The sequence below is a fragment of the Geobacillus subterraneus genome (genome assembly GCF_001618685.1).
Classification (GTDB): Bacteria; Bacillota; Bacilli; order Bacillales; family Anoxybacillaceae; genus Geobacillus; species Geobacillus subterraneus.
Genome location: NZ_CP014342.1, coordinates 17,907 through 38,745 on the forward strand (window position 1 = coordinate 17,907; position 20,839 = coordinate 38,745).

19 protein-coding genes and 1 pseudogene are annotated in these 20,839 nt (G+C 47.8%); 14 read left to right on the forward strand and 6 right to left on the reverse strand.

All coding sequences use genetic code 11. The features are described from left to right. The 6 genes and pseudogenes from GS3922_RS00080 (at position 1) to GS3922_RS18045 (ending at position 6,826) form a co-directional block, all read left to right on the forward strand. Positions 1-1,164 (forward strand): annotated as a pseudogene (locus GS3922_RS00080) (levoglucosan dehydrogenase). Between the two features lie 165 nt (positions 1,165-1,329). Then, positions 1,330-2,832, forward strand: a complete 1,503-nt coding sequence (locus tag GS3922_RS00085; protein ID WP_063164657.1) for a sugar ABC transporter ATP-binding protein — start codon at positions 1,330-1,332, stop codon at positions 2,830-2,832. Then, positions 2,810-3,787: an ABC transporter permease gene (locus tag GS3922_RS00090; RefSeq protein WP_063164658.1), complete on the forward strand. Its 978-nt coding sequence runs from the start codon at positions 2,810-2,812 to the stop codon at positions 3,785-3,787. The genes GS3922_RS00085 and GS3922_RS00090 overlap by 23 nt, the downstream gene beginning before the upstream one ends. Positions 3,788-3,797: 10 nt before the next feature. After that, positions 3,798-4,964, forward strand: coding sequence for a Gfo/Idh/MocA family protein (locus GS3922_RS00095; protein WP_063164659.1), 1,167 nt, complete (start codon positions 3,798-3,800; stop codon positions 4,962-4,964). Then, positions 4,961-5,932 (forward strand): sugar phosphate isomerase/epimerase family protein, encoded by a 972-nt coding sequence (locus tag GS3922_RS00100; RefSeq protein WP_063164660.1) that lies wholly within the window; start codon positions 4,961-4,963, stop codon positions 5,930-5,932. The genes GS3922_RS00095 and GS3922_RS00100 overlap by 4 nt, the downstream gene beginning before the upstream one ends. Positions 5,933-6,262: 330 nt before the next feature. Further along, the gene (locus GS3922_RS18045) at positions 6,263-6,826 is read left to right on the forward strand and encodes a DUF6431 domain-containing protein (RefSeq protein ID WP_063164661.1); all 564 of its coding nucleotides are present in this window, start codon (positions 6,263-6,265) and stop codon (positions 6,824-6,826) included. A 216-nt stretch (positions 6,827-7,042) separates the two neighbouring features. Here the strand turns inward: GS3922_RS18045 and GS3922_RS00110 are convergent, their stop codons facing one another. The 4 genes from GS3922_RS00110 to GS3922_RS00125 all read right to left on the reverse strand — a co-directional run bounded on the left by GS3922_RS00110 (position 7,043) and on the right by GS3922_RS00125 (position 11,070). Continuing rightward, positions 7,043-8,704, reverse strand: coding sequence for an IS1634 family transposase (locus GS3922_RS00110; protein WP_063164662.1), 1,662 nt, complete (start codon positions 8,702-8,704; stop codon positions 7,043-7,045). Between the two features lie 241 nt (positions 8,705-8,945). Beyond that, entirely contained in the window at positions 8,946-10,022 is a 1,077-nt protein-coding gene (locus GS3922_RS00115; protein WP_063164663.1) for a hypothetical protein, read from the reverse strand. 107 nt (positions 10,023-10,129) lie between these two features. Beyond that, positions 10,130-10,657 (reverse strand): IS630 family transposase, encoded by a 528-nt coding sequence (locus GS3922_RS00120; RefSeq protein ID WP_063164664.1) that lies wholly within the window; start codon positions 10,655-10,657, stop codon positions 10,130-10,132. After that, positions 10,657-11,070 (reverse strand): winged helix-turn-helix domain-containing protein, encoded by a 414-nt coding sequence (locus GS3922_RS00125; protein ID WP_082828108.1) that lies wholly within the window; start codon positions 11,068-11,070, stop codon positions 10,657-10,659. Before GS3922_RS00125 ends, GS3922_RS00120 begins: the two co-directional genes overlap by 1 nt. Positions 11,071-11,694: 624 nt before the next feature. On the opposite strand from GS3922_RS00125, the gene GS3922_RS00130 reads away from it, so the two are divergent. The 5 genes from GS3922_RS00130 (at position 11,695) to GS3922_RS00150 (ending at position 14,817) form a co-directional block, all read left to right on the forward strand. Continuing rightward, positions 11,695-12,078 carry a DUF1360 domain-containing protein gene (locus tag GS3922_RS00130; RefSeq protein WP_063164666.1) on the forward strand — a complete coding sequence of 128 codons (384 nt, stop codon included), beginning with the start codon at positions 11,695-11,697 and terminating at the stop codon, positions 12,076-12,078. 197 nt (positions 12,079-12,275) lie between these two features. After that, on the forward strand, positions 12,276-12,623 hold the full coding sequence (locus GS3922_RS00135) for an ArsR/SmtB family transcription factor (protein WP_033011370.1): 348 nt from the start codon (positions 12,276-12,278) through the stop codon (positions 12,621-12,623). Positions 12,624-12,644: 21 nt separating this feature from the next. Continuing rightward, a complete protein-coding gene (gene arsB / locus GS3922_RS00140; RefSeq protein ID WP_172796442.1) occupies positions 12,645-13,712 on the forward strand; it encodes an ACR3 family arsenite efflux transporter in 1,068 nt (355 codons plus the stop codon). Between the two features lie 15 nt (positions 13,713-13,727). After that, a complete protein-coding gene (arsC, locus tag GS3922_RS00145) occupies positions 13,728-14,147 on the forward strand; it encodes an arsenate reductase (thioredoxin) (protein WP_025949724.1) in 420 nt (139 codons plus the stop codon). A 232-nt stretch (positions 14,148-14,379) separates the two neighbouring features. Next, a complete protein-coding gene (locus GS3922_RS00150) occupies positions 14,380-14,817 on the forward strand; it encodes a DUF4275 family protein (protein ID WP_063164667.1) in 438 nt (145 codons plus the stop codon). Positions 14,818-14,912: 95 nt separating this feature from the next. Here the strand turns inward: GS3922_RS00150 and GS3922_RS00155 are convergent, their stop codons facing one another. Together GS3922_RS00155 and gloA2 are read right to left on the reverse strand one after the other, a co-directional pair. Beyond that, on the reverse strand, positions 14,913-15,899 hold the full coding sequence (locus GS3922_RS00155) for a Gfo/Idh/MocA family protein (RefSeq protein ID WP_020755923.1): 987 nt from the start codon (positions 15,897-15,899) through the stop codon (positions 14,913-14,915). A 98-nt stretch (positions 15,900-15,997) separates the two neighbouring features. Next, positions 15,998-16,384 (reverse strand): SMU1112c/YaeR family gloxylase I-like metalloprotein, encoded by a 387-nt coding sequence (gene gloA2, locus GS3922_RS00160; protein WP_011232689.1) that lies wholly within the window; start codon positions 16,382-16,384, stop codon positions 15,998-16,000. A gap of 517 nt (positions 16,385-16,901) precedes the next feature. Between gloA2 and GS3922_RS00165 the strand changes: the two genes are divergently transcribed. From GS3922_RS00165 to GS3922_RS00175, 3 genes are all read left to right on the forward strand, one after another. Beyond that, positions 16,902-18,203 carry a dihydrolipoamide acetyltransferase family protein gene (locus GS3922_RS00165; RefSeq protein WP_063164668.1) on the forward strand — a complete coding sequence of 434 codons (1,302 nt, stop codon included), beginning with the start codon at positions 16,902-16,904 and terminating at the stop codon, positions 18,201-18,203. 487 nt (positions 18,204-18,690) lie between these two features. Continuing rightward, positions 18,691-19,770, forward strand: a complete 1,080-nt coding sequence (pdhA, locus tag GS3922_RS00170) for a pyruvate dehydrogenase (acetyl-transferring) E1 component subunit alpha (protein WP_063164669.1) — start codon at positions 18,691-18,693, stop codon at positions 19,768-19,770. Continuing rightward, positions 19,771-20,748 (forward strand): alpha-ketoacid dehydrogenase subunit beta, encoded by a 978-nt coding sequence (locus tag GS3922_RS00175; protein WP_063164670.1) that lies wholly within the window; start codon positions 19,771-19,773, stop codon positions 20,746-20,748. Positions 20,749-20,839 lie beyond the last annotated feature (91 nt).

A 20,839-nucleotide genomic window follows, 5' to 3' on the forward strand; every position in this document is an offset into this window, starting at 1 on the left:
ATGAAAAAGTTTAACATAGCAATGATCGGTGCTGGATTTATGGGGAAAGCGCATTCGCTTTCATATGCGGGGATGCCTATGTTCTTCTAGCCTGCTCCTGGAATTCCGTATCGTAAAACAATAGTAGATGTAACAGAAGAATTAGCAAAAGAAGCTGCCCAACGTTTCGGTTATGAGAACTATACTTCTGATTGGAGAAAAGTCGTAGAGGATCCAAGTATTGATATTATTGATATCGTAACACCGAATGATTCGCATGCGGAAATCGCTATTGCAGCTGCGAAAGCTGGAAAGCATATTATTTGTGAAAAACCGTTAGCAAGAAATGCCGAAGAAGCAAAGAAGATGTGGGATGCAGTGAGAGAAGCTGGGGTCAAACATATGGTTGCTTTCAACTACAGAAGAACACCGGCTGTTGCTCTTGCTAAAAAATATATTGAAGAGGGAAGAATTGGTAAAATCCTTAATTTCCGTGGAACTTATTTGCAAGATTGGTCAGCAGATCCTAATTCACCATTATCATGGCGTTTCCAGAAAAAAGTAGCCGGTTCTGGTGCATTAGGTGATATTGGAACACATGTTATTGATTTCGCCCGCTATCTTGTAGGTGAAATTTCAGAAGTTATGGCTATTACGAAAACATGGGTACCGGAAAGACCGATTCAAACTAGTGGTGTTGATAAATTAGGAACAGTAAAAGGTGAATCAGATGCTCCTAAAGGTGTAGTTGATGTTGATGATGAATTTTCTACTTTATTGAAATTTGAAAACGGTGCCATTGGTAGTATCGAAGCAACCCGCAATGCTTGGGGTCGTAATAACTTCTTAACATTTGAAATTCATGGTGAAAAAGGTTCATTATATTTTAACTATGAGCGTCGTGATGAACTGCAAGTATGTTTTGCTGATGACCCAAGTGACAGTAAAGGATTCAGAACAGTTTATACAGGACCTGCACACCCATATGGTGAGGGATTATGGCCAATTCCGGCATTAGGAATCGGATATGGAGAAACAAAAATCATTGAAATTTATGATTTCTTAAAATCCATTGTCGAAGATACTGAGGTCTCACCAAACTTCTATGATGGTTATCGTATTGCCGTCATTTGTGACGCAATTTTAGAGTCCGCTGAAAAAGGGGTTTGGGTAAATTTAGATTGAGAAATTGGTGAATGTAAATTAGAAGTTTTTGAGGCTGTCTCAAAATCCCTAGGATCAGACCTCATAACACAAGACATAACATTGGATAAATGAACGATATATTGTGAAACTTGTGTGAGGTCAGACCCTCATGAGACAGCCTCCTATTAAAGGAAGGTGATCATAATGGAGCAACCTCTACTATCTATGGAAGGAATTTCAAAATCTTTTAATGGTATTAAGGTTCTTGATTCCGTAAGCTTCTCACTAAGAAAAGGAGAAGTTCACGCCCTTATGGGAGGAAACGGTGCTGGAAAATCAACATTGATGAAAATATTAACAGGGGTTTATCAAGCTGATGAAGGAGAAATTTTTATAGAAGGAAAAAAAGTGTCTATTAATAATACGGAAGATGCGGAAAGAAATTATATATCAATGATTTTCCAAGAGTTTAGCTTAGTTCCGACGTTAACTGTTGCTCAGAATATATTTTTAACGAGGGAACCAAAAAACGCAATTGGAATTCTTAATGATAAAGAATGTATTGCAAAAACAAAAGAATTATTGAAGGAATTGGAAGTTGATATCAATCCAACAGATATTATCGGAAACCTTGGTGTAGGTTATTGGCAAATGACTGAAATTGCGAAAGCTTTATCACAGAATGCAAAAATTTTAATCATGGATGAACCAACTTCATCCTTAACTAAAAAAGAAACAGAAATTCTTTTTAATTTTATAAACAAGCTAAAAAAGAAAGGGATTTCCATTATTTATATATCACACCGTATGGATGAAATCTTTCAAATTTGCGATCGAATTACGATTTTACGTGACGGCAAAAAAATTGCTACTGAAAGTTGTGACGAGATCACTATGGAAACAGTAATTCAGCATATGGTAGGTGCTGATTTAGATAAAGCATTTGAATGGAAAGAAAGATTTTATTCGATTGAAGGAACTCCTATTTTAGAAGTAAAAAATCTCTCGTCTGGAACAAAAGTAAAAGATATTAGTTTTCGTTTATATCCTGGGGAGATTCTTGGTGTTGCCGGATTAATGGGGAGCGGGAGATCGGAGATGGTCCGCGCCATCTTTGGAATCGATCCAATAGATGGCGGAGAAATTTTTGTAAAAGGGAAAAAACATACAATTAAAAGTCCTACTGATGCAATTGCTGCAGGTCTCGCACTTATTCCGGAAGACCGAAGAATGCAAGGACTCATACTTCAACATAGTGTAAAAGAAAATATTATTTTGCCTATTATTTCCAAAATAAAAAAAGGAGTCTTTTTAGATGAGCGAAAGGCAAATAAGATAGCTGAAAAGTTTGTTGAAAGGCTAAATATTAAGACGGATGATATTTTTAAAACAGCTGGATTGTTATCTGGAGGGAACCAGCAAAAAATTGTTTTAGCAAAATGGTTAGCGAATAACCCTGATATCTTGATTTTAGATGAACCAACTATTGGGGTGGATATTGCGGCGAAAACGGAGATTATTGATATTATTCGTGAATTGGCGGATAGTGGAAAATCAATATTAGTCATTTCTTCAGAACTTCCTGAGCTTCTCGCAGTAAGTGATCGAATCATTGTAGTTCATGAAGGTAGAGTTGTTAAGGAGTTGAAAAGAAAAGAGATTGATTCAGAGGAGGTGCTCCAACATGCCATCCAAGGTACAAAATAATTTAAGTCCTGCCAAACGATTAAAAGCATTTGATTGGCGAAATTATATTGTATATATTGCGTTCGTTGGTGTTATCATCTATTTTTCTATTACTTTACATGATGAAGGATTTTTAACAACGTCCAATTTATTAAATATCGCACGACAAACCGCGATGATCTCGATTATGGGAGTAGCGATGACTTTTGTTATCAGCACGGGTGAAATTGACCTTTCTGTCGGCTCAATTACTGCATTAGCTTCGTTAACAGCTGCATTAGCACTCCAAGCGGGTCTTGGATTATTTGGAGGAATCGCTGCTGGATTAGGAACGGGGCTGGCGATTGGAATCATCAATGGGCTTCTTATTACCAAAGTGGCAATCCCCTCTTTTCTTGTAACGCTAGGGATGATGGGAATTGTAAAGGGATTAGCGATGTGGATTACAGGTACGGCACCAGTTCCAATTGTTCATTCAACGTTTAATTTTTTATTTGGCTCGGGTGACATTGGCTCAATTCCTATTTTATTAATTTGGACTCTCATTATTACTATTATTGGTCATATTATTTTGAAAAAGACAGCTTTTGGAAGACAAACATTAGCAACCGGCGGAAATGAGATGGCTGCAAAATTTTCAGGTGTGAAAACCTCAAAAATTAAATTTTTAGTCTTTGTAGGATCCGGTTTGATGGCTGGATTTGCTGGAATGTTATATGCAGGGCGGATGCACGCAGGGAGATATACATTTGGTGAAGGCGATGAACTATCTGTGATTGCAGCTGTTATTCTTGGTGGAACAAGTTTATTTGGCGGAGTTGGTACAGTTATTGGAACAGTCATTGGTTCATTAATGATTGGTACGATTAACAATGGTTTAATCATAATGGGGCTTGATGTTAGTCAACAAATGATTGTGAAAGGATTAATCATTATTTTAGCTGTAGCATTCGGAAGAAAAACATTAAAGAAATAGGAGGAAGCATATGTCGATCATCAAAGTAGGAATTATTGGAACGGGATTTTCTGCGAAATCGCATATAGAAGCTTTAAGACGATTGAATGGTATTGAAGTGGCAGCGATCAGTGCCAGTACGTTAGAGAAGGCAAAAAAAACAGCAGAGCAGTTTGCGATTCCAAAATTTTATGGAAGTGTAGATGATTTAATTCGTGATCCGGAAATTGATGTGATTCACAACTGCACTCCGAACTATCTACACTATCATATCAATAAAAAAGTGTTAGAATCCGGTAAGCATTTACTATCGGAAAAACCGCTGGCAATGACGAGTGAAGAGTCACGCGAATTAGTGGAGTTGGCTAAATCAAAAAATGTAGTAGCCGGAGTATGTTTTAACTATCGGCATTATCCGCTGGTCGCTCAAGCAAAGGAGCTCATTCAAAAAGGGGAATATGGACCTGTTCATTTTGTTCATGGAACTTACCTTCAAGACTGGCTTCTGTATGATACAGATTACAACTGGCGTTTAGATACGAAAAGAAACGGTAAGTCCCGTGCCATTGCTGACATCGGCTCACATTGGTGTGATACCGTTCAATATGTTCTTAATAAGAAAATTGTAGAAGTATTTGCTGATTTAAAGACTGTACATCCAATACGAAAACGACCGATTGGAGAAGTCGAAACATTTAAAAGCAAAGGCCAGGAAGCGTTTGAGGAAATACAGGTTGACAGTGAAGACTGCGGAAGTGTGATGGTTCATTTTGAAGACGGTACTCATGGTGTATTTGTCGTATCACAGGTGAACGCCGGCAGGAAAAATTGTCTCACGTTTGAAATTGCTGCAAAATCAGGTACTCTTTATTGGAATCAAGAGGAACCGAATAAATTGTGGATTGGCAGACGTGATGAGGCGAATATAGAGCTTGTACGTGATCCTTCATTATTATCAGCTTTCCCTGCTTCGCTCGCACACTACCCTGGCGGACATCAAGAAGGATGGCCAGACGGCTTAAAAAATCTATTCATTGATTTTTACCAAGCAGTAAAAACATCTCCGAACCCATCCTCAACATCGTTTGCCACGATTGAGGATGGTCACCACATTATGCAGTTGATTGAAGCAATTTTAAAAAGCAATGAGGAGAAAAGATGGGTGAAAGTACAAACAGGGCAGGAGGTATTTCAATGAAATTAGGTGTTTTTACAGTACTTTATCAAAATTTAGCTTTTGAAGAGATGCTTGATAAGATATGTGAAATGGGCATTGAAGCCATCGAGTTAGGTACTGGCAATTATCCGGGGAACAGTCATTGTAACCCGGATGAGCTGCTTGAAAATCCGGAAAAAATCAAGGAGTTCCAGCGTGCAATAGAAAGCAGAGGATTAACAATTAGTGCACTAAGCTGTCATGGAAATCCGCTTCATCCTAACAAAAAGTTTGCCGCTGAATCTCATGAAGTATGGAGAAAAACAGTGCTGTTGGCTGAACGTTTAGGCGTATCTGTTGTTAACGGTTTCTCCGGATGTCCTGGAGATCATCCAAATGCAAAATATCCGAATTGGGTGACATGTTCTTGGCCTCCTGAATATTTAGAAGTATTAGACTGGCAATGGAATGAAGTGGTGATCCCGTATTGGAAAGAAGAGGCGAAGTTTGCGGAATTACATGGAGTTAATCAAATTGCATTTGAAATGCATCCGGGGTTTGTCGTATATAATCCGGAGACTTTATTAAAATTAAGGGAACATGTAGGACCTAGTATTGGTGCCAACTTTGATCCGAGTCATTTAGTATGGCAGGGCATTGATCCGGTAGAAGCCATTAAAAAACTGGGGCGTGAAAATGCCATCTTCCATTTCCATGCGAAAGATACGTATTTGGATAAAGCGAATATTCGTGTGAATGGTGTATTAGATACAAAACATTACAGTAACATTTTAGATCGTGCCTGGACATTCAGATCAGTAGGCTATGGTCATGATGAAAAAGTTTGGAAAGATATTGTTAGTGCTCTACGTGCAGTAGGATATGATTATGTTCTTTCCATCGAACACGAAGACATGCTTGCGTCCATTGATGAAGGATTAAGTAAAGCAGTAAGCTTATTAAAAGAAATTCTTTTCAAAGAAACATTAACGGAAATGTGGTGGGCTTAAGAATCGTCTTGTTAGAAACTCTGCTCTTTGCCATAAAGAACGTTTTTACGAGAATGCTATGCTAGTAGCTTATGCATTGATGGGAGAATGCCAAAGAGCTCGTTCTGTTTGTTAAAACATTGAATTAATAGGGAAGAACTTACACCAAGTTGGCAAACAATCAACGCCCTTAGCTTGATTGTAAATTATCATTTTATTTCAGCACAAAACACCCATTTTTTTGCACATTCTTTCAGAAAGCCCTCTCCCCTTTTCTGAAGGAATGTGCTAAATTTTTTGTGAATTGTTTCGGACAAAGATTTCCATTCGTTTCAATGAGGGGGAGGAAGTGTGATCCAGTTTCACGACTTTGGCATTGACATTCAAACGTATACGGATCGTGGGAAAGGGAACGATTTTCCCGACGTGAACCAATGCCCCCACTGTCCATCCCGCCGCCCCTTGCATCGTCACGGATACTACCAACGCTATGCGTTGACGGCAGAGGGGGAGTATCACCTTTGGATCGCACGATATCGCTGTCAAGAGTGTCGCAAAACCGTGAGTGTGCTGCCTTCTTTCCTCCTCCCGTATGTTCAATATACACGATCGGTTATTTGGCAAGCGGTCAAAGCATGGTTCGAAACGCCAAGGCAAGGAGCGAAGACCAAACAGGTTGTTTTTCCCACCAAGGAGGTCATCTTGTTTTATGTCCGACGATTTTTACGGAATCTCTCTCGCTTGCATCACGCGGCGGCGAGAAGGTGGGGGATCATCGGCCCTGTAGGGAACGCAAGAACAGAACGGGCGGTTTGGTGGATGCAGACCTTGGAGGGACGGGGGGTGGGCTCGATCATCCAAGACCTGTGGACAAACGAGAGGCGGCATCCGTTTTCGGATCAAATTTCTTCCTGATTTTCTACTTAACACCAAAAGTGGAGATGGTTGATGTTCCCACAAACCCTTCCTCTCGACGAATCTCGAGCCGTTTCGTAAGATAGGGCTCACATTTCGCACCCTAACAGGGTAGAAAGAAAGGATTTTTTATTTCGTTTTTTAGAATACCATTTCGACCAACACAACGAGCGATGGCAATCCTTTTTTTACCATCGCTAGTCGTTCCGTATGACGTTACACGTAAATGCTCTCATCCATGCCCAATCCCTGCAGGATCCTTCGCTGATCAGGGGTGAGCGGTTTCCCTAACGCGCGTTGGATGTGCCCATCCGGCAGCTTGAGGAGGACGACTTTCACATACTCAAACAACTGAAAAATCGCCTGCCCGGTGGGTCGGGTCAGTTTCCGGCCTCCGGCGCCCTTTAATGGGCGTTCCGGGGTGATGAACTGACGCACCCGGCGCTGGAAGACGCGGTAAATGGCCAAGGCCAACAGAAACAAATAACCCAATACCGCCACCCGTTCTGGTTTTTTGACGTAAATCTCATCCGTAAAGAACGGGTCTTTCAAGAAAGAGAAGTTCATCTCCACGGAGATTTGGCCTTTATACAACTTCAAGATTTCTTTTGCCTCCATCGGTTGACCCTTCCATTCCTTCGGAACGGTCGTAATGAGGACAAACCGGGACGCTTTCCGTCTCGCCTGTTCCCAAGCATTTGGGTCGAATTCGACGCCAAGACGCACGAAATACAGCGTCTCCATCTCGGGTTCCGCCCCTTTTTTCGGTCGTCCGCGCCGTTTTTTCGGGCGCACGATCTCTTCGACTGCGGCTTCCACCCGATGAAACTGGGGGCGAAGGGACGCCTTGAGGGAGGCCAAGGCTTGTTCGGCGTCTTCCCGACAAGAGAAGGGGTGGCGTTCCCAACGGGCTTGTTCCTCGCGAAGAAGCTCCGCTTCTTTGGTCCGCTCTTTGTCGAGCGTCTTTCCTTTTCGCTGGTCGAGCGCGCTCGATTCGACGACGATCAGCCGAACCGGATGGCCTTCATACGTCGAGGCCGTTTCCCATACCCGATACGTGGCACCGTTTTTCTCCGCCAGCGTAAAGGGGTCGCTCCACGCTGGATCGGGTTGGACATCCGCTTCCGCCAGAGCAGCTTTGACGATTCGGAGCGACGATGGGCCTCTCGTGATCAAAAAGGCGTTGGCGGCTTTCGTCTGCGCCAGAGTGTCTTTCGTCATGGCGGCGGAATCGGCCACGTAAATCCATTCGTCTTCAATCTTGGCTTGTTTGAGCTGTTCGTGGACACGGGACAGCACCTCCGGATTCCACGTTTTGTCCGGCAGGTTGCCGTCGTGCACATCGCCGTAAAACGGGATGCCATCCTCGTTGCCGATCAGCCCGAAACCGATCTGTTTTTGCCAGCGATGATGCCGGTTGTAGCCATGCGTGATCCGCAGGGCCTCTGACGAGACCGATTCATACGCGCCGTAAACGGTCTTGTCCGTCGTATCGGCGTGGAAGGCCTGGAGAGGAAGGCCTTCTTTCCGATAAATGTGAATCAAGCAAGTGCTGATCACCTTGTGAATATCCGCCTCATACAGGCGGTCGAGATGACGAGCCAACGCATCATCATTGAACCAAGAAGGCTTCAGCCCCGGCCGGATCAGCTTCGACAAATCGATCTCATGCGCCCATCGCTCCAAATGGACGAGTGCTTGTCGTCCGCTCAAGATATCCAGAAGGATCAGCTTGACCGCATCGCTGGTTCGGGTTTGGCATTGGGGATCCACCGGAACCAGCCGATCGATGAGCTGGGGAAGGTCAAGATCTTGGAAAAGGGCACTTATTATATTCAAATAGGAACTGTCATAAATCTCACAAATTTGAACATCCATGGTGGACAAACTCCTTTGCATTCCTTGTGTGTCAAGGATTCATTCCACATCGATGCAAAAAAATCCTCCCGATTTTCGTCGGAAGGGTGCGAAATGTGAGTTTTATTGAATGGTTAGCGAATCAAGAAAGCAAATAACGCTATAATAACAAATTTAAAGGGGTGCCCTACAATTTGAGGACACCCTATGTTTTATCTGATTCACTACGGCATCTATTCACTAACAAAAAAGACATAACGGCCTATTGTAAGGAAGGTTTAGAAAGTCTAACTAATTCCAAAGCCGGTTCAAGTTCATATGTATGCACATCCCAAATGTGTATCTCATCATCAGTTACAGTCACAGCAACATCCTCTGGGTCCGTAACTGGTACCTCAAAAGGTCCCATAACTAAATCTAAATCGCTATTGTAAACTGATATATTTACAGAATCACCATATCCAACTACATAAAGGTTTCCAGAACCATCTCCGATAATCTTGACTTGATACCCATCAGTAGTTATATTTTTTGGCTTTCCGTCTTCAAATAACGGTTTACCAGTACTCAAATCCATAACATATATAGAACTACCATAAACGAAAAATAACCTTTTCTTTTCCATATCTACATAAATCGATTGTTCATATTCGAAACCATCATCAGCCTCATAAAAATCTTTTACATCCGTGAATTTTAAGACGGATTCTTCTGAATCATTCCCACCGAACCCACGTAAGTATTGTTCTGTATATATTGAATATTCCTGCTCACCTGTGTTGACAATAATTGCTTCTCCTTCCGAAGTGGTTGCAAAGTCATAAATACGCGAATCAGCAGGAACTACCTTATCATACATTTCATAGAATTTAAGATCAGTTTTATTCCATTCACCGTATTCAAACGCATCATCTTCGTTTAGATTAAAAATTGATGCTCCTCTAAGCTTCCTACGATGAGTATCCTCTATTTCCACTGATATGCTTTTCCAACCATCTTTAGTTCCATTTACTACGTGAGAATGGTTTACATCCTCGAAAGAAAGAAAAACCGTATCTTCCTTTTCACTTATATAATAGTCACGTACATCTTCAATTTGATTATCGATATTAAATGTTCCCCCTCCAAACAACTGTACAGTTTCAAGAATTTTAAAGCCTTCTTCCTTTTCTTCTGGTTTTTCTTGACTACTATCCTCATTTTCTTCGTTTTTACCACTTTCACTCTTTTCTTCTGTTGCTTGTGTTACATTTGTCTTTGTTGTTTCTTCCTTGTTCCCGCATCCAGTCAAAACTAACATTAGAATCAAAAATAACGAATAATAAATTGCTGCCCTCAAAAAAATCCTTCTCCTTTCCTGTATATAGATTAATTATAAGTTAATGGTACAATATCCATAATACACCACAAACTATATACATGCAACATGAAGAGTTAACTTCTCAGTCATCCTGCACACCCTAAGCGCTGCAGCACTTCCTCCGGACGTTCGTGGATGTAGTTGACAAACCGAGTAATGGCTTGAATGATATCGTTGCGATCCTTGTGAAATACATTGGCAATCACCGTATCTTTCAGCCATTTCCATAAGCGTTCGATCGGGTTCAGCTGTGGCGAATAGGGAGGAAGGTAAATAAAGTGAAAACACTGCCCTTCTTCCCGCAAAAACTCCTTGACCATTTTGGCATGGTGAATGCGGGCGTTATCCAACACCAAGACCATGAGACGGTCTAAATAGCGCTCTTTGAGCATTCTCAAGAAATCCAAGAACGTCGCGGCATTGGCAGCGGTCGTTTGATGAAGCACCGTTTCGCCATCGTGGATGTTGACCGCGCCAAACAGCGATACGTGGGCATGATGGCCGAACGTCGGCACTTGTTTTTGGCGGCCGACTTCCGACCATGTGGACCGCAAGACATGGTAAGAGCGGATATGTGTTTCATCAAGGTACAACAAGACCGAATCAGGATCCATTAAGTTTTTTTTATGAAGTCGAGCTGTTTCTCAAAATTCTTTTGTCGATCCGGATCACCTTTCGCCAATGTGTAGGTCGGCCGTGTCCACGACAGCCCTTTGCGGTGCAGGAGTTTTCGCAACGCTTCGCGGGAAATGCAAACACCGAAGTGCTTTTCGACATAGGATTGCAGGAGTTTGGTGTTCCACGCCGAAGCGACGTCCCAGCCCAGTTCCACGGGAGTGGTGGTCAACACAAGCTGTTTGATCTCTTCCTGCTGTTCTTCGGTGAGAAACGGCTCCCGCCCGGGGGCGAAATCCCGATGAAGCAAGAGCTCCAGACCGCCTTCGTTGAACAGCGACACATAATGGGAAACGGTTTGTCGGCACACGTTGACCATGGAGGCCACCTCTTTGCCCAAATAGCCTTCCATGACCAGGCGAACCGCCATCACCCGTTGGCGAAGAAGGGTGTTTTTGATTTTCCGTTCCTGTTTGCGAAGTGTCCGAGGTGTCCATCCGTGATCGTTGGTGATTTTGAGACGTTTCATGCAGAATTCTGCTCCTTTTCCATACTTTTCCTTAGGAGCAGTATAACCGGAGTGGGCACCACTTATACGAAGGTTAACTTTTCAATGAGTATATATATAGATGCATCGTTCGATGAGCATCCTGTCAATATTATACTTCACATTTCGCACCTTAACAGGGTCAAAAAAAAGATTTTTTATTTTTAGAACCCATGGTGCTATATAGATGCAATTTGAAGCTTTACCATTTGCAGCTTTTACCGAGTATTTGATCGACTGTTGGGCGACCGAACAACGCCGCTTCCAGACCCATATATAGGTCTGTGAAACAGGCGGTTGTTCGGTCTTCCGTCACGCCTTGGTGTGACGGAGGCAAGCCTGTGGCTTGCCTTCGACAGTCGAAAATGGACAAACCGCTTTTCCGTCAAGGATGTGTTAGACTTCTTCGTTGCATCTATATATAGGTTCATAACGAAGCGCTTCTTGGTTCATACTAAAGGAAAAGCTCGCAAAAGAAAGGGACTCGCCATGCTTCGTGAACTCGACTGGATGACGTACATCATGATCATTTTGGCCAGCTATCGGTTCACCCACTTGATCGTCTTTGATAAGATCACGGAGTTTATTCGCAATCCGTTTATGAAAAAAGAGACAATCCAACACGAAGACGGGAGTACGGAAATCAAGAAAGTGCCGAAATCGAAATTCGGCTATTTGTTGAACTGTTACTGGTGTGCGGGAGTGTGGAGCGCGGTTTTTCTCGCGCTTGGGTATTTATTCATCCCAAAGATCGCCATGCCGTTGATTTTTATCTTTTCGATCGCCGGGGCGCAGGCGATTCTCGAGACGTTTGTCGGGGTCGGGACGAAGGCGATCGACCTTTTGTCAGCGGCGAAAAAGCGGATGGAGTGACATTGGCGGGCGTGCGGCGGAAACATGCGGCACGCCCGCTTTTCTTGCTTTTGTCGATACATCATGGTTGACTTATATAAGTACTTAATTATATAATGATTGACGGAAACCATTTCATTGGTTGGCGTGGCCGTTTCATGATGGATGTTCGTTTTTATATAAGCAAATCATGATATGATGATGAACGGAGGGGTGATATGCCGCAACTCGCAATGGAGATAGGAGCAGCCGCTCGGGTGTTGAAGCTGCTCGGCGATCCGACGCGGCTGACGATTTTGGCGATTTTGAATCAGCGGGAGTGCTGTGTGTGCGAGCTGCTTGAGGTGTTTTCGTCAAGCCAGCCGGCGATCAGCCAGCATTTGCGTAAGTTAAAAGATGCCGGGCTGATCCAAGAGGAGCGGAGAGGGCAATGGGTGTATTATTCGCTCCGGCCGCAAAGCGAATACTACTCCCTGCTGCAAGCGGTGTTGTCGTACGTTCCGGATCAAGAGGAAAACATTCGCAAAATCGAGACAGCGAATCCTGCAGCCCGCTGCGGGTGCTGATGTTAAATGACGAGGTGAATGATGGTGGATTGTTGTGAACCGAAGCGGTTGTCGTTTTTAGACCGCTTTTTAACGGTATGGATTTTTCTCGCGATGGCGGTCGGGATCGGAGTCGGGATTTGGGCTCCTGGGCTGGTGGATGGCTTGAACCGTCTGCAAGTCGGTACGACCTCGATTCCGATTGCGATTGGCTTGATTTTGATGATGTATCCGCCGCTGGCGAAAGTGCGCTACGAGGAAATGGGGCGCGTGTTCAAAGATGTGAAGGTGCTCGTCTTGTCCCTCGTGCAAAACTGGGTGATCGGCCCGCTGCTGATGTTCATCTTGGCGATTGTCTTTTTGCCTGACAAGCCGGAGTATATGATCGGCTTGATTTTAATCGGGCTTGCCCGTTGCATCGCCATGGTCATCGTCTGGAATGACTTGGCGCGCGGTGACACCGAGTACGCAGCAGGACTTGTCGCCTTCAATTCACTGTTTCAAGTGCTGTTTTTCTCGTTGTATGCGTACGTGTTTGTGACGGTCATTCCTGGATGGATTGGGCTTGAGGGAGCCGTTGTCGAGATCACGATGGCGGAAGTGGCGAAATCGGTGTTTATTTACTTAGGCATCCCGTTTCTCGCTGGCATGGCGACAAGGTTTGTGCTTGTGAAAGCGAAAGGGCGGCAATGGTATGAAACAGTGTTTGTGCCGAAAATCAGCCCGCTGACGCTTGTTGCGCTTTTGTTTACGATCGTGGTGATGTTTTCGCTCAAAGGCGATATGATCGTCAGCTTGCCGCTCGATGTTGTGCGCATTGCGATTCCATTGCTGCTTTATTTTGTCATCATGTTTTTTGTCTCCTTCTTTTTGGCGAAAAAATTGGGAGCCGGCTACCCGGTATCGACGACGCTCGCGTTTACGGCAGGAAGCAACAACTTTGAGCTGGCCATTGCCGTCGCCGTGGGGGTGTTTGGCATTCATTCGGGCGCGGCGTTTGCGGCAGTTATCGGTCCGCTCATTGAAGTGCCGGTGATGCTGGCGCTTGTCAACGTAGCATTGGCGTTTCAGCGAAAGTATTTTTCTTCGGGCAATCCAACATCAACGTAAAGGTGAGAACCAGCGATGAAGAAAAAAGTCATTTATTTCTTGTGCACCGGAAACTCGTGCCGCAGTCAAATGGCAGAAGGCTGGGCGAAACAACTTCTTGGTGAGGAATGGGAGGTGTACAGCGCCGGGATTGAAGCGCATGGCCTCAATCCGAATGCGGTGAAAGTGATGAAGGAAGTCGGCATCGACATTTCGAACCAAACGTCTGACGTCATCGACCCGGATCTCCTCAACCGCGCTGATTTGGTCGTGACGCTGTGCGGCCATGCAGCTGACCATTGCCCGGTCACCCCGCCGCACGTGAAGCGTGTCCATTGGGGCTTTGACGATCCAGCGAAAGCGGAAGGGACGGAAGAGGAGAAGCTCGCGGTGTTCCGCCGCGTCCGCGATGAAATTGGCGAGCGCATTTGCCGGTTTGCCGAGACGGGGGAATAGGGGCGGTGCAGCAAGGCAGGCGCAAAGAGCGGGGAAACGGTCTTGCATAGGGTGCGCAGCAGCTGCTCGTCGAAGTGCGGCCGGAAACGGGGAAGTGGCTGGGCGGACGAAAACCGCTCGGCGCGAAAAAGATGGTGAGAAGCCATCTTGTCAATCCACTGAACGTTTTGACAGACGAAATGAGCACATCGATGAAGGCGGTGCCACATTAGGTCACTGGAGGAGAAACCGAATGGAGTTATTTCATCAGTTAGCTCGCCGAAACATCAAAATCCGCAAACAGTCCGGTTTCGGAGCGCAATGGCGACAACAGTGGGAAAAGGTGTTTGCCGGCCATTTGACTGCGGAAGAAAAACAACACATCCACCTTCATAATCGGAATGGAGTCAACGGCTACTTATGGCATGTGTTCAGCTATGGGATGAGAGGCTGTTTCACAGGAGAAGAAGCGGAAATGGCGTTTGATGAGGAAGAGAAAACGTGCTGCTATCTTTTCTTTCAACATGGCGACGATGCGTTCACCGTGGAGGATGCGTCCGGCTTGAAAGCCGCCGATCTGGCAGCGGAAAACGACAAAATCGATCTATATGTGGTGGACAGCGAGTTCAACTGGACGTTTGTCATGACGCATGAAAGCGGATGGCTTGGCCCGTATTTTAGCAGAAGGTAACAGCCATGGCTTATCGGCGGCCAAGGAAATCCAATGAGACAGAAAGAAAAAGAGTTCCAACCGAGCCCCAGGAAGACTAGGTTGGAACCTTTTTATTATCGCTCGTCGGCCGGGAACACGATGCCGGTTTGTTTTCGCGCTTCGTCCATGATTTCCATCGTCCAAAGCGAATGGCGGTGCGAGTTGACGGCCGATTCGCGTTCTCCGTTTTCGATCAAACGGATAAACTCTTGTGCTTCATAATACATCGGCGGCTTGTCCTGCGGCGCGGTGATGTCCTCGACGCGCCCGTCGCGGTAGCGGATTTCCGCTTTGGTTGGTGTGTGGATGGCGTCGATGATCATGTTTCCGTCTTCCCCTTGAATCTCCGAAGGCAAGTGCGAGTTCGTGATTTTCGAATAAAAGACGACCGCGTCCATGTCGCCGTAATCGAGCACGATCGAACCCTCGCCATCAACGCCGGATTCGAGCTTCACGCTTTGCGCCTTCACGCCACGGGGCTGGCCGAACAAAACGACCATCGGGTACAGGCAATAGACGCCAAGGTCCATCAACGCCCCGTTGGAGAAAGCTGGGTTGAAGGCGTTGAGCACCGTTCCTTGCTTATAGGCGTCATAGCGCGATGAGTATTGGCAATAGTTCGCCACGTAGCGGCGGATGCGGCCGAGTTTCGGCAAGTGCTCGCGGATGGACCGGAATGTGGGAAGCAGCGTCGCTTTCATCGCTTCCATCAATACGACGCCGTTTCGCTCCGCCGCTTCGATCATCGCTTTGACTTCTCTCGCATTGGAGGCGAGCGGTTTTTCGCATAAGACGTGCTTGCCGTGATTCATGAGCAAAATCGCCTGCTCGGCATGAAGTGCGTTCGGGCTGGCGATATAGACGGCATCAATGCCGTCGCTTTCGGCCAGCTTTTGCAAGTCCGTGAACGTCCGCGGCGCCCCGACTTTGTCGGCAAACTGCTTTGCGGTCTCCTCGGTTCGCGAGTAGACGGCGGCGAGTTCGAAGGAATCGACGAGGCGCGCGGCGTCAAGAAATGCTTCGGTGATCCAGTTTGTGCCGATGGTTGCGAATCGAATCATGTTGTTTGGCCTCCTTCATTTGTATCGACCCCATTGTACCACAAATCAACGGAGAGGCTTCGTTTTGTCATCGTCATGGAGCAAGCGTGCTTTTCTCTTTAGTTTTCATACAGCTCGATCGGCAGTTCATCTGGGTCTTGGAAGAAGGTGAATCGTTTGCCGGTCGCTTCATCAACGCGGACGGGTTCGGGATCGATGCCGTGTTGGCGCAAGTAGGCAATGGCTTCATCGAGGTTGTCCACCGCCAAAGCAAGATGGCGCAGTCCGCACGCTTCCGGGTAGCTTGGGCGCTTCGGCGGGTTTTCAAAGGAAAATAGCTCAAGCTGAATGCCGCCATCAGCCTCCAAATCGAGTTTGTACGAACGGCGCTCAGCGCGGTATTGCTCCCGGATGGGGCGAAATCCGAGAATTTCTGTATAAAATCGTTTTGATCGTTCATAGTCCGAGCAAATCAAAGCGATATGGTGAATCGTGGCAAGACGCATATTGCTTCCTCCTCTTATAAGACGAGTGATGTATTGCAAAATACCATTGAACTTATTCATTCTTCTTAGAGAAACCTCGTACAATTAACTTTTTTTGAACCATTTCCGCTCATTGGTACGAGACAGCCATGTTTCACGTCCTTCCATGTTTTTCGGAAAACTGCCTACCCATCACTGAAATCAGCAGCGGTTGAGCCCGTTCTCGGTGTTTCGGTCAAATCGAACCAAGAATTGTTATTTTGCGATAATAGAAGGGGTTGTCGATGCTTGTCGAAGCGGGCGAAAAATGTCTGCTCTCCTTATATTGACAGTTTGACAATCTATAGACTATCATAAATCTTGTAGGTTGGAAAATTTAAAATATTCATTTGATATTTTGGTAGAAAAAACGAATGGTCACCACGTTTTTTGTAAGCGCTTAACTTCTATGTTTCCTCATGATCGCCGCACCATGGATGCTGCACCATTGTGTTTGTTTCCAATCGCAACACGAGAAGAAGGGGAAGGGGATATCGCCATGATCTATGAATTTAAGCTGCCTGATATTGGCGAAGGGCTGCATGAAGCGGAAATCATCCGCTGGCTCATTCGCGAAGGGGATGTGGTCAAGGCCGATCAGCCGATCGCTGAAATTCAAACGGATAAGGCGATGGTGGAAATGACGACGCCGGTCGCTGGCAAAGTGGTGGCGCTTGCCGGGCCGGAAGGGGCGACGGTGAAGGTTGGAGAGCCGTTGATTGTCGTGGAAACCGAGGCGGCGGTGGCGGCCGAAGCGGCGCCGACTGACCATTTGGCTCAGGAGCCTGCGTCTGCTGTTCATATAGAAGCCCCGCGCCCAACGGTGGTGCGCAAGCGGGCGATTGCCGCGCCCTCGGTGCGCAAGCGGGCGCGGGAGTTGGGCGTTCCGATCGACGAAGTGGAAGGAACGGGCGAAGGCGGCCGGGTGACGCTCGCCGACTTGGAGCGATATGTCCGCGAGCGGGAAGCAGTCGTGGCGGTGGCAGAGCTACGTGAAAGGAGCGGGGCCGCGGTTTTGCCAGTTGGGGGCACGGCGATAGAGCAAAAGGCGGACAAAGCCGCATGGACGTCCATCGCCAGCACGGAGCTTGTGGTTCCAGAAGAAGAGCGCATCCCGCTTCGCGGCTTGCGCAAAAAAATCGCCGAAAAAATGGTGAAATCGGCGTACACGGCGCCGCATGTGACCGGGATGGACGAGGTGGACGTGACGAAGCTCGTCGAGATCCGCAAAAACCTGGCCAGCGAGCTGGCCAAGGAGCAGATCAAGCTGACGTATTTGCCGTTTATTATTAAAGCGGTGACAAGGGCGCTGAAGCAATATCCGATGTTTAACGCTTCGCTCGATGAAGAGACGAATGAAATCGTCTTGAAAAAGCGCTATCACATCGGCATCGCGACGGCGACGAAAGCGGGGCTTGTCGTCCCTGTCATCCGCGACGCCGATCAAAAATCGATCCGCGAGCTCGCCGTTGAGATCGCCGAGCTGTCGGAAAAAGCGCACCGCCAGGCGCTTCGCCTTGACGAGCTGCAAGGAAGCACGTTTACGATCACGAGCACCGGCGCGGGCGGAGGGTGGTTTGCGACGCCGATCATCAACTATCCGGAAGTGGCGATTTTCGGAGCGCATGCGATCAAACGGCGCCCGGTTGTCGTCGGCGACGAAATTGTCATCCGCGATATGATGGGAATGTCGCTCACCTTTGACCACCGCGTCATTGACGGCGAGCCGGCCGGGCGGTTTATGCGGACGGTGGCCTACTATTTGGAACATCCGGAAGTGCTGCTTTTGGATGCGCGGTGAAGGGCGGGCCTTTGCCCCATGTTGGAAAAGGGCGAGATGGGAAAAGGAACGAGCCGCCTGTCAACTACCCCCACTTAGCTAACGCTTGAAGTGGGGGCTTGCAACTCCCCAGAAGTACAAGCGGACTTCGTCCTCCTTCCTTGACTTGGGGTTGCATCAGGGCAGGTTGACAACTACCCAACGACGCAGGTCATGCCTGCATCGTTACCGATTCTCTCGGTGTGTCTGTTGGCAGTACTTGGCTTCCACACACAACAGACGGATCTACGCTCGATGTTTTACGGTTACAACGTTTCCTGTAACCAACTCCATACATCGAGTAGCAGTTATTGGAGTGCCTTTATTAAACGGTTTTCTCCACGCCTTTATTATATCATACACAAAAGAAAAGGGGAACGCGCATTCCTCTCCCACTTACTCCCTTTGGTCGTTGAAGTGGGAGTCTCCTGCGCGAAATAGGATGAAAATACAAATGGGAGGGAAGCCCATGTTTGATCCGGACCAATTGTCGGTCGAGGTCGTGCAAATTTTGGACGAAAACGGAAACGGCGACGAGAGGCAGCTGGCGGCGTTTTCCGATGAATGGCTGCTTCGCGCCTATCGGGAAATGCGGCGGGCGCGCGTCATTGATGAGCGGCTGTTGCGCATGCAGCGGCAGGGGCGGATCGGGACCTACGCCCCGTTCAGCGGCCAAGAGGCGGCGCAAATCGGCAGCGCCCTTGCGCTTCATAAAGACGATTGGATTTTCCCGAGCTACCGCGAAGTGGCGGTATGCTTGATGCATGGCATGCCGCTTGAACAGTTTTTCCATTACGTGCAGGGCCGCCTGTCGGGAAAACGGATGCCGGATGGGGTGAATATTTTTCCGACGCAAATCATCATCGCTGCTCAGACGCTTCATGCGGTCGGCTGCGCGTGGGCGTCGAAATTGAAGGGCGAACCGCACGTATCGGTGGCGTATTTCGGCGACGGGGCGACGTCAGAGGGCGATTTTCATGAAGCGATGAATTTTGCCGCGGTGTACAACGTGCCGGTCATCTTTTTCTGCCAAAACAACCAATACGCCATCAGCGTCCCGTACCGGAAGCAGACGGCCAGCCGGACGATCGCGCAAAAGGCGCTTGCATACGGGATGAAAGGGGTGCTCGTTGACGGCAATGACGTGCTGGCGGTGTACGAAACGATGAAGCAGGCCGTCGAAGCCGCTCGCCGCGGCGAGGGGCCGATGTTGATCGAGGCGCTCACCTATCGGCTCGGGCCGCACACGACGGCGGATGACCCGACGAAATACCGCCGGCCGGAAGAAGTCGAGACATGGCGGGCGAAAGATCCGCTCCGCCGTCTGCGCCTGCTTTTGGAACGGCGCGGATTATGGACGGAAGCGCAGGAAGACGCGCTTGTCGCCCAAGTGAATGATGAAGTGACCGCGGCGTACGAGGCGGCCATCGCCAGCAAGTCCGGTTTGATTGTCGATGCATTCGATTGTGTGTACAGCGAGGCGCCCAAATTGCTGGCCGAGCAAAAAGACGAAGTGATGCGGCGCAAACAACGGAGCGGGGTGAGATAAATGGCGGAATTGACGATGATTGAAGCGATCAATGAAGCGATGCGCCAAGAGATGGAGCGCGATCCGCGCATCATCGTGCTGGGCGAAGATGTCGGCGAAAACGGCGGCGTCTTCCGGGCGACGGACGGGCTGCTTGCGCAGTTTGGCGAGGGGCGCGTGTTTGATACGCCGCTTGCGGAATCGGGCATTATCGGCACGTCTATTGGATTGGCGATCAACGGCATGCGCCCGATTGCCGAAATTCAGTTTCTCGGGTTTGTGTACCAGGCGATGGACCAGCTGGCGGCCCAGGCGGCGCGCATCCGCTTCCGCTCGGCCGGACGGTTTTCGTGCCCGATCGTCGTGCGCAGCCCGTACGGCGGCGGGGTGCGGACGCCGGAATTGCACTCCGATGCGTTGGAGGCGCTGTTTACCCATTCGCCGGGCTTAAAAGTCGTCATGCCGTCCAATCCGTACGATGCGAAAGGGCTGCTCATTTCCGCCATTCGCGATGAAGACCCGGTTCTGTTTCTGGAGCCGATGAAGCTGTATCGGGCGTTTCGCATGGAAGTGCCCGAAGAGCCGTACACGATTCCGCTCGGCCAAGCACGGGTTGTGAAAGAAGGAGACGATGTGACGATCATTGCTTGGGGGGCGACCGTGCCGCTTGCCGCCAAAGTCGCCGCCGAGATGGAAGCGAAAGGGGTCAGCGCGGAAGTCATCGACCTTCGCTGCCTTCAGCCGCTCGATATCGATGCCATCCTCGCCTCGGTCGAAAAAACGGGACGGGTGATGATCGTCCATGAAGCAGTGAAAACGGGCGGGTTTGGCGCCGAAGTGGCGGCCTTGATCAGCGAGCGGGCGCTGTTTTCTCTATCAGCTCCAATCGTGCGTATCGCCGGCTACGACACGCCGTATCCGGTGCCGTCGGTGGAGGATGATTGGCTGCCGAACGCCGAGCGGATTGCGGAAGGAATTGAAACGTTGCTCCGTTACTAAACGAACCATGCCATCCGGGTCGATCGATCCACCATCAGAGTGCGTCAAGAGAAAAGGCGGCGCATCGATGGGTGGCGCCGCTTGATCCGAT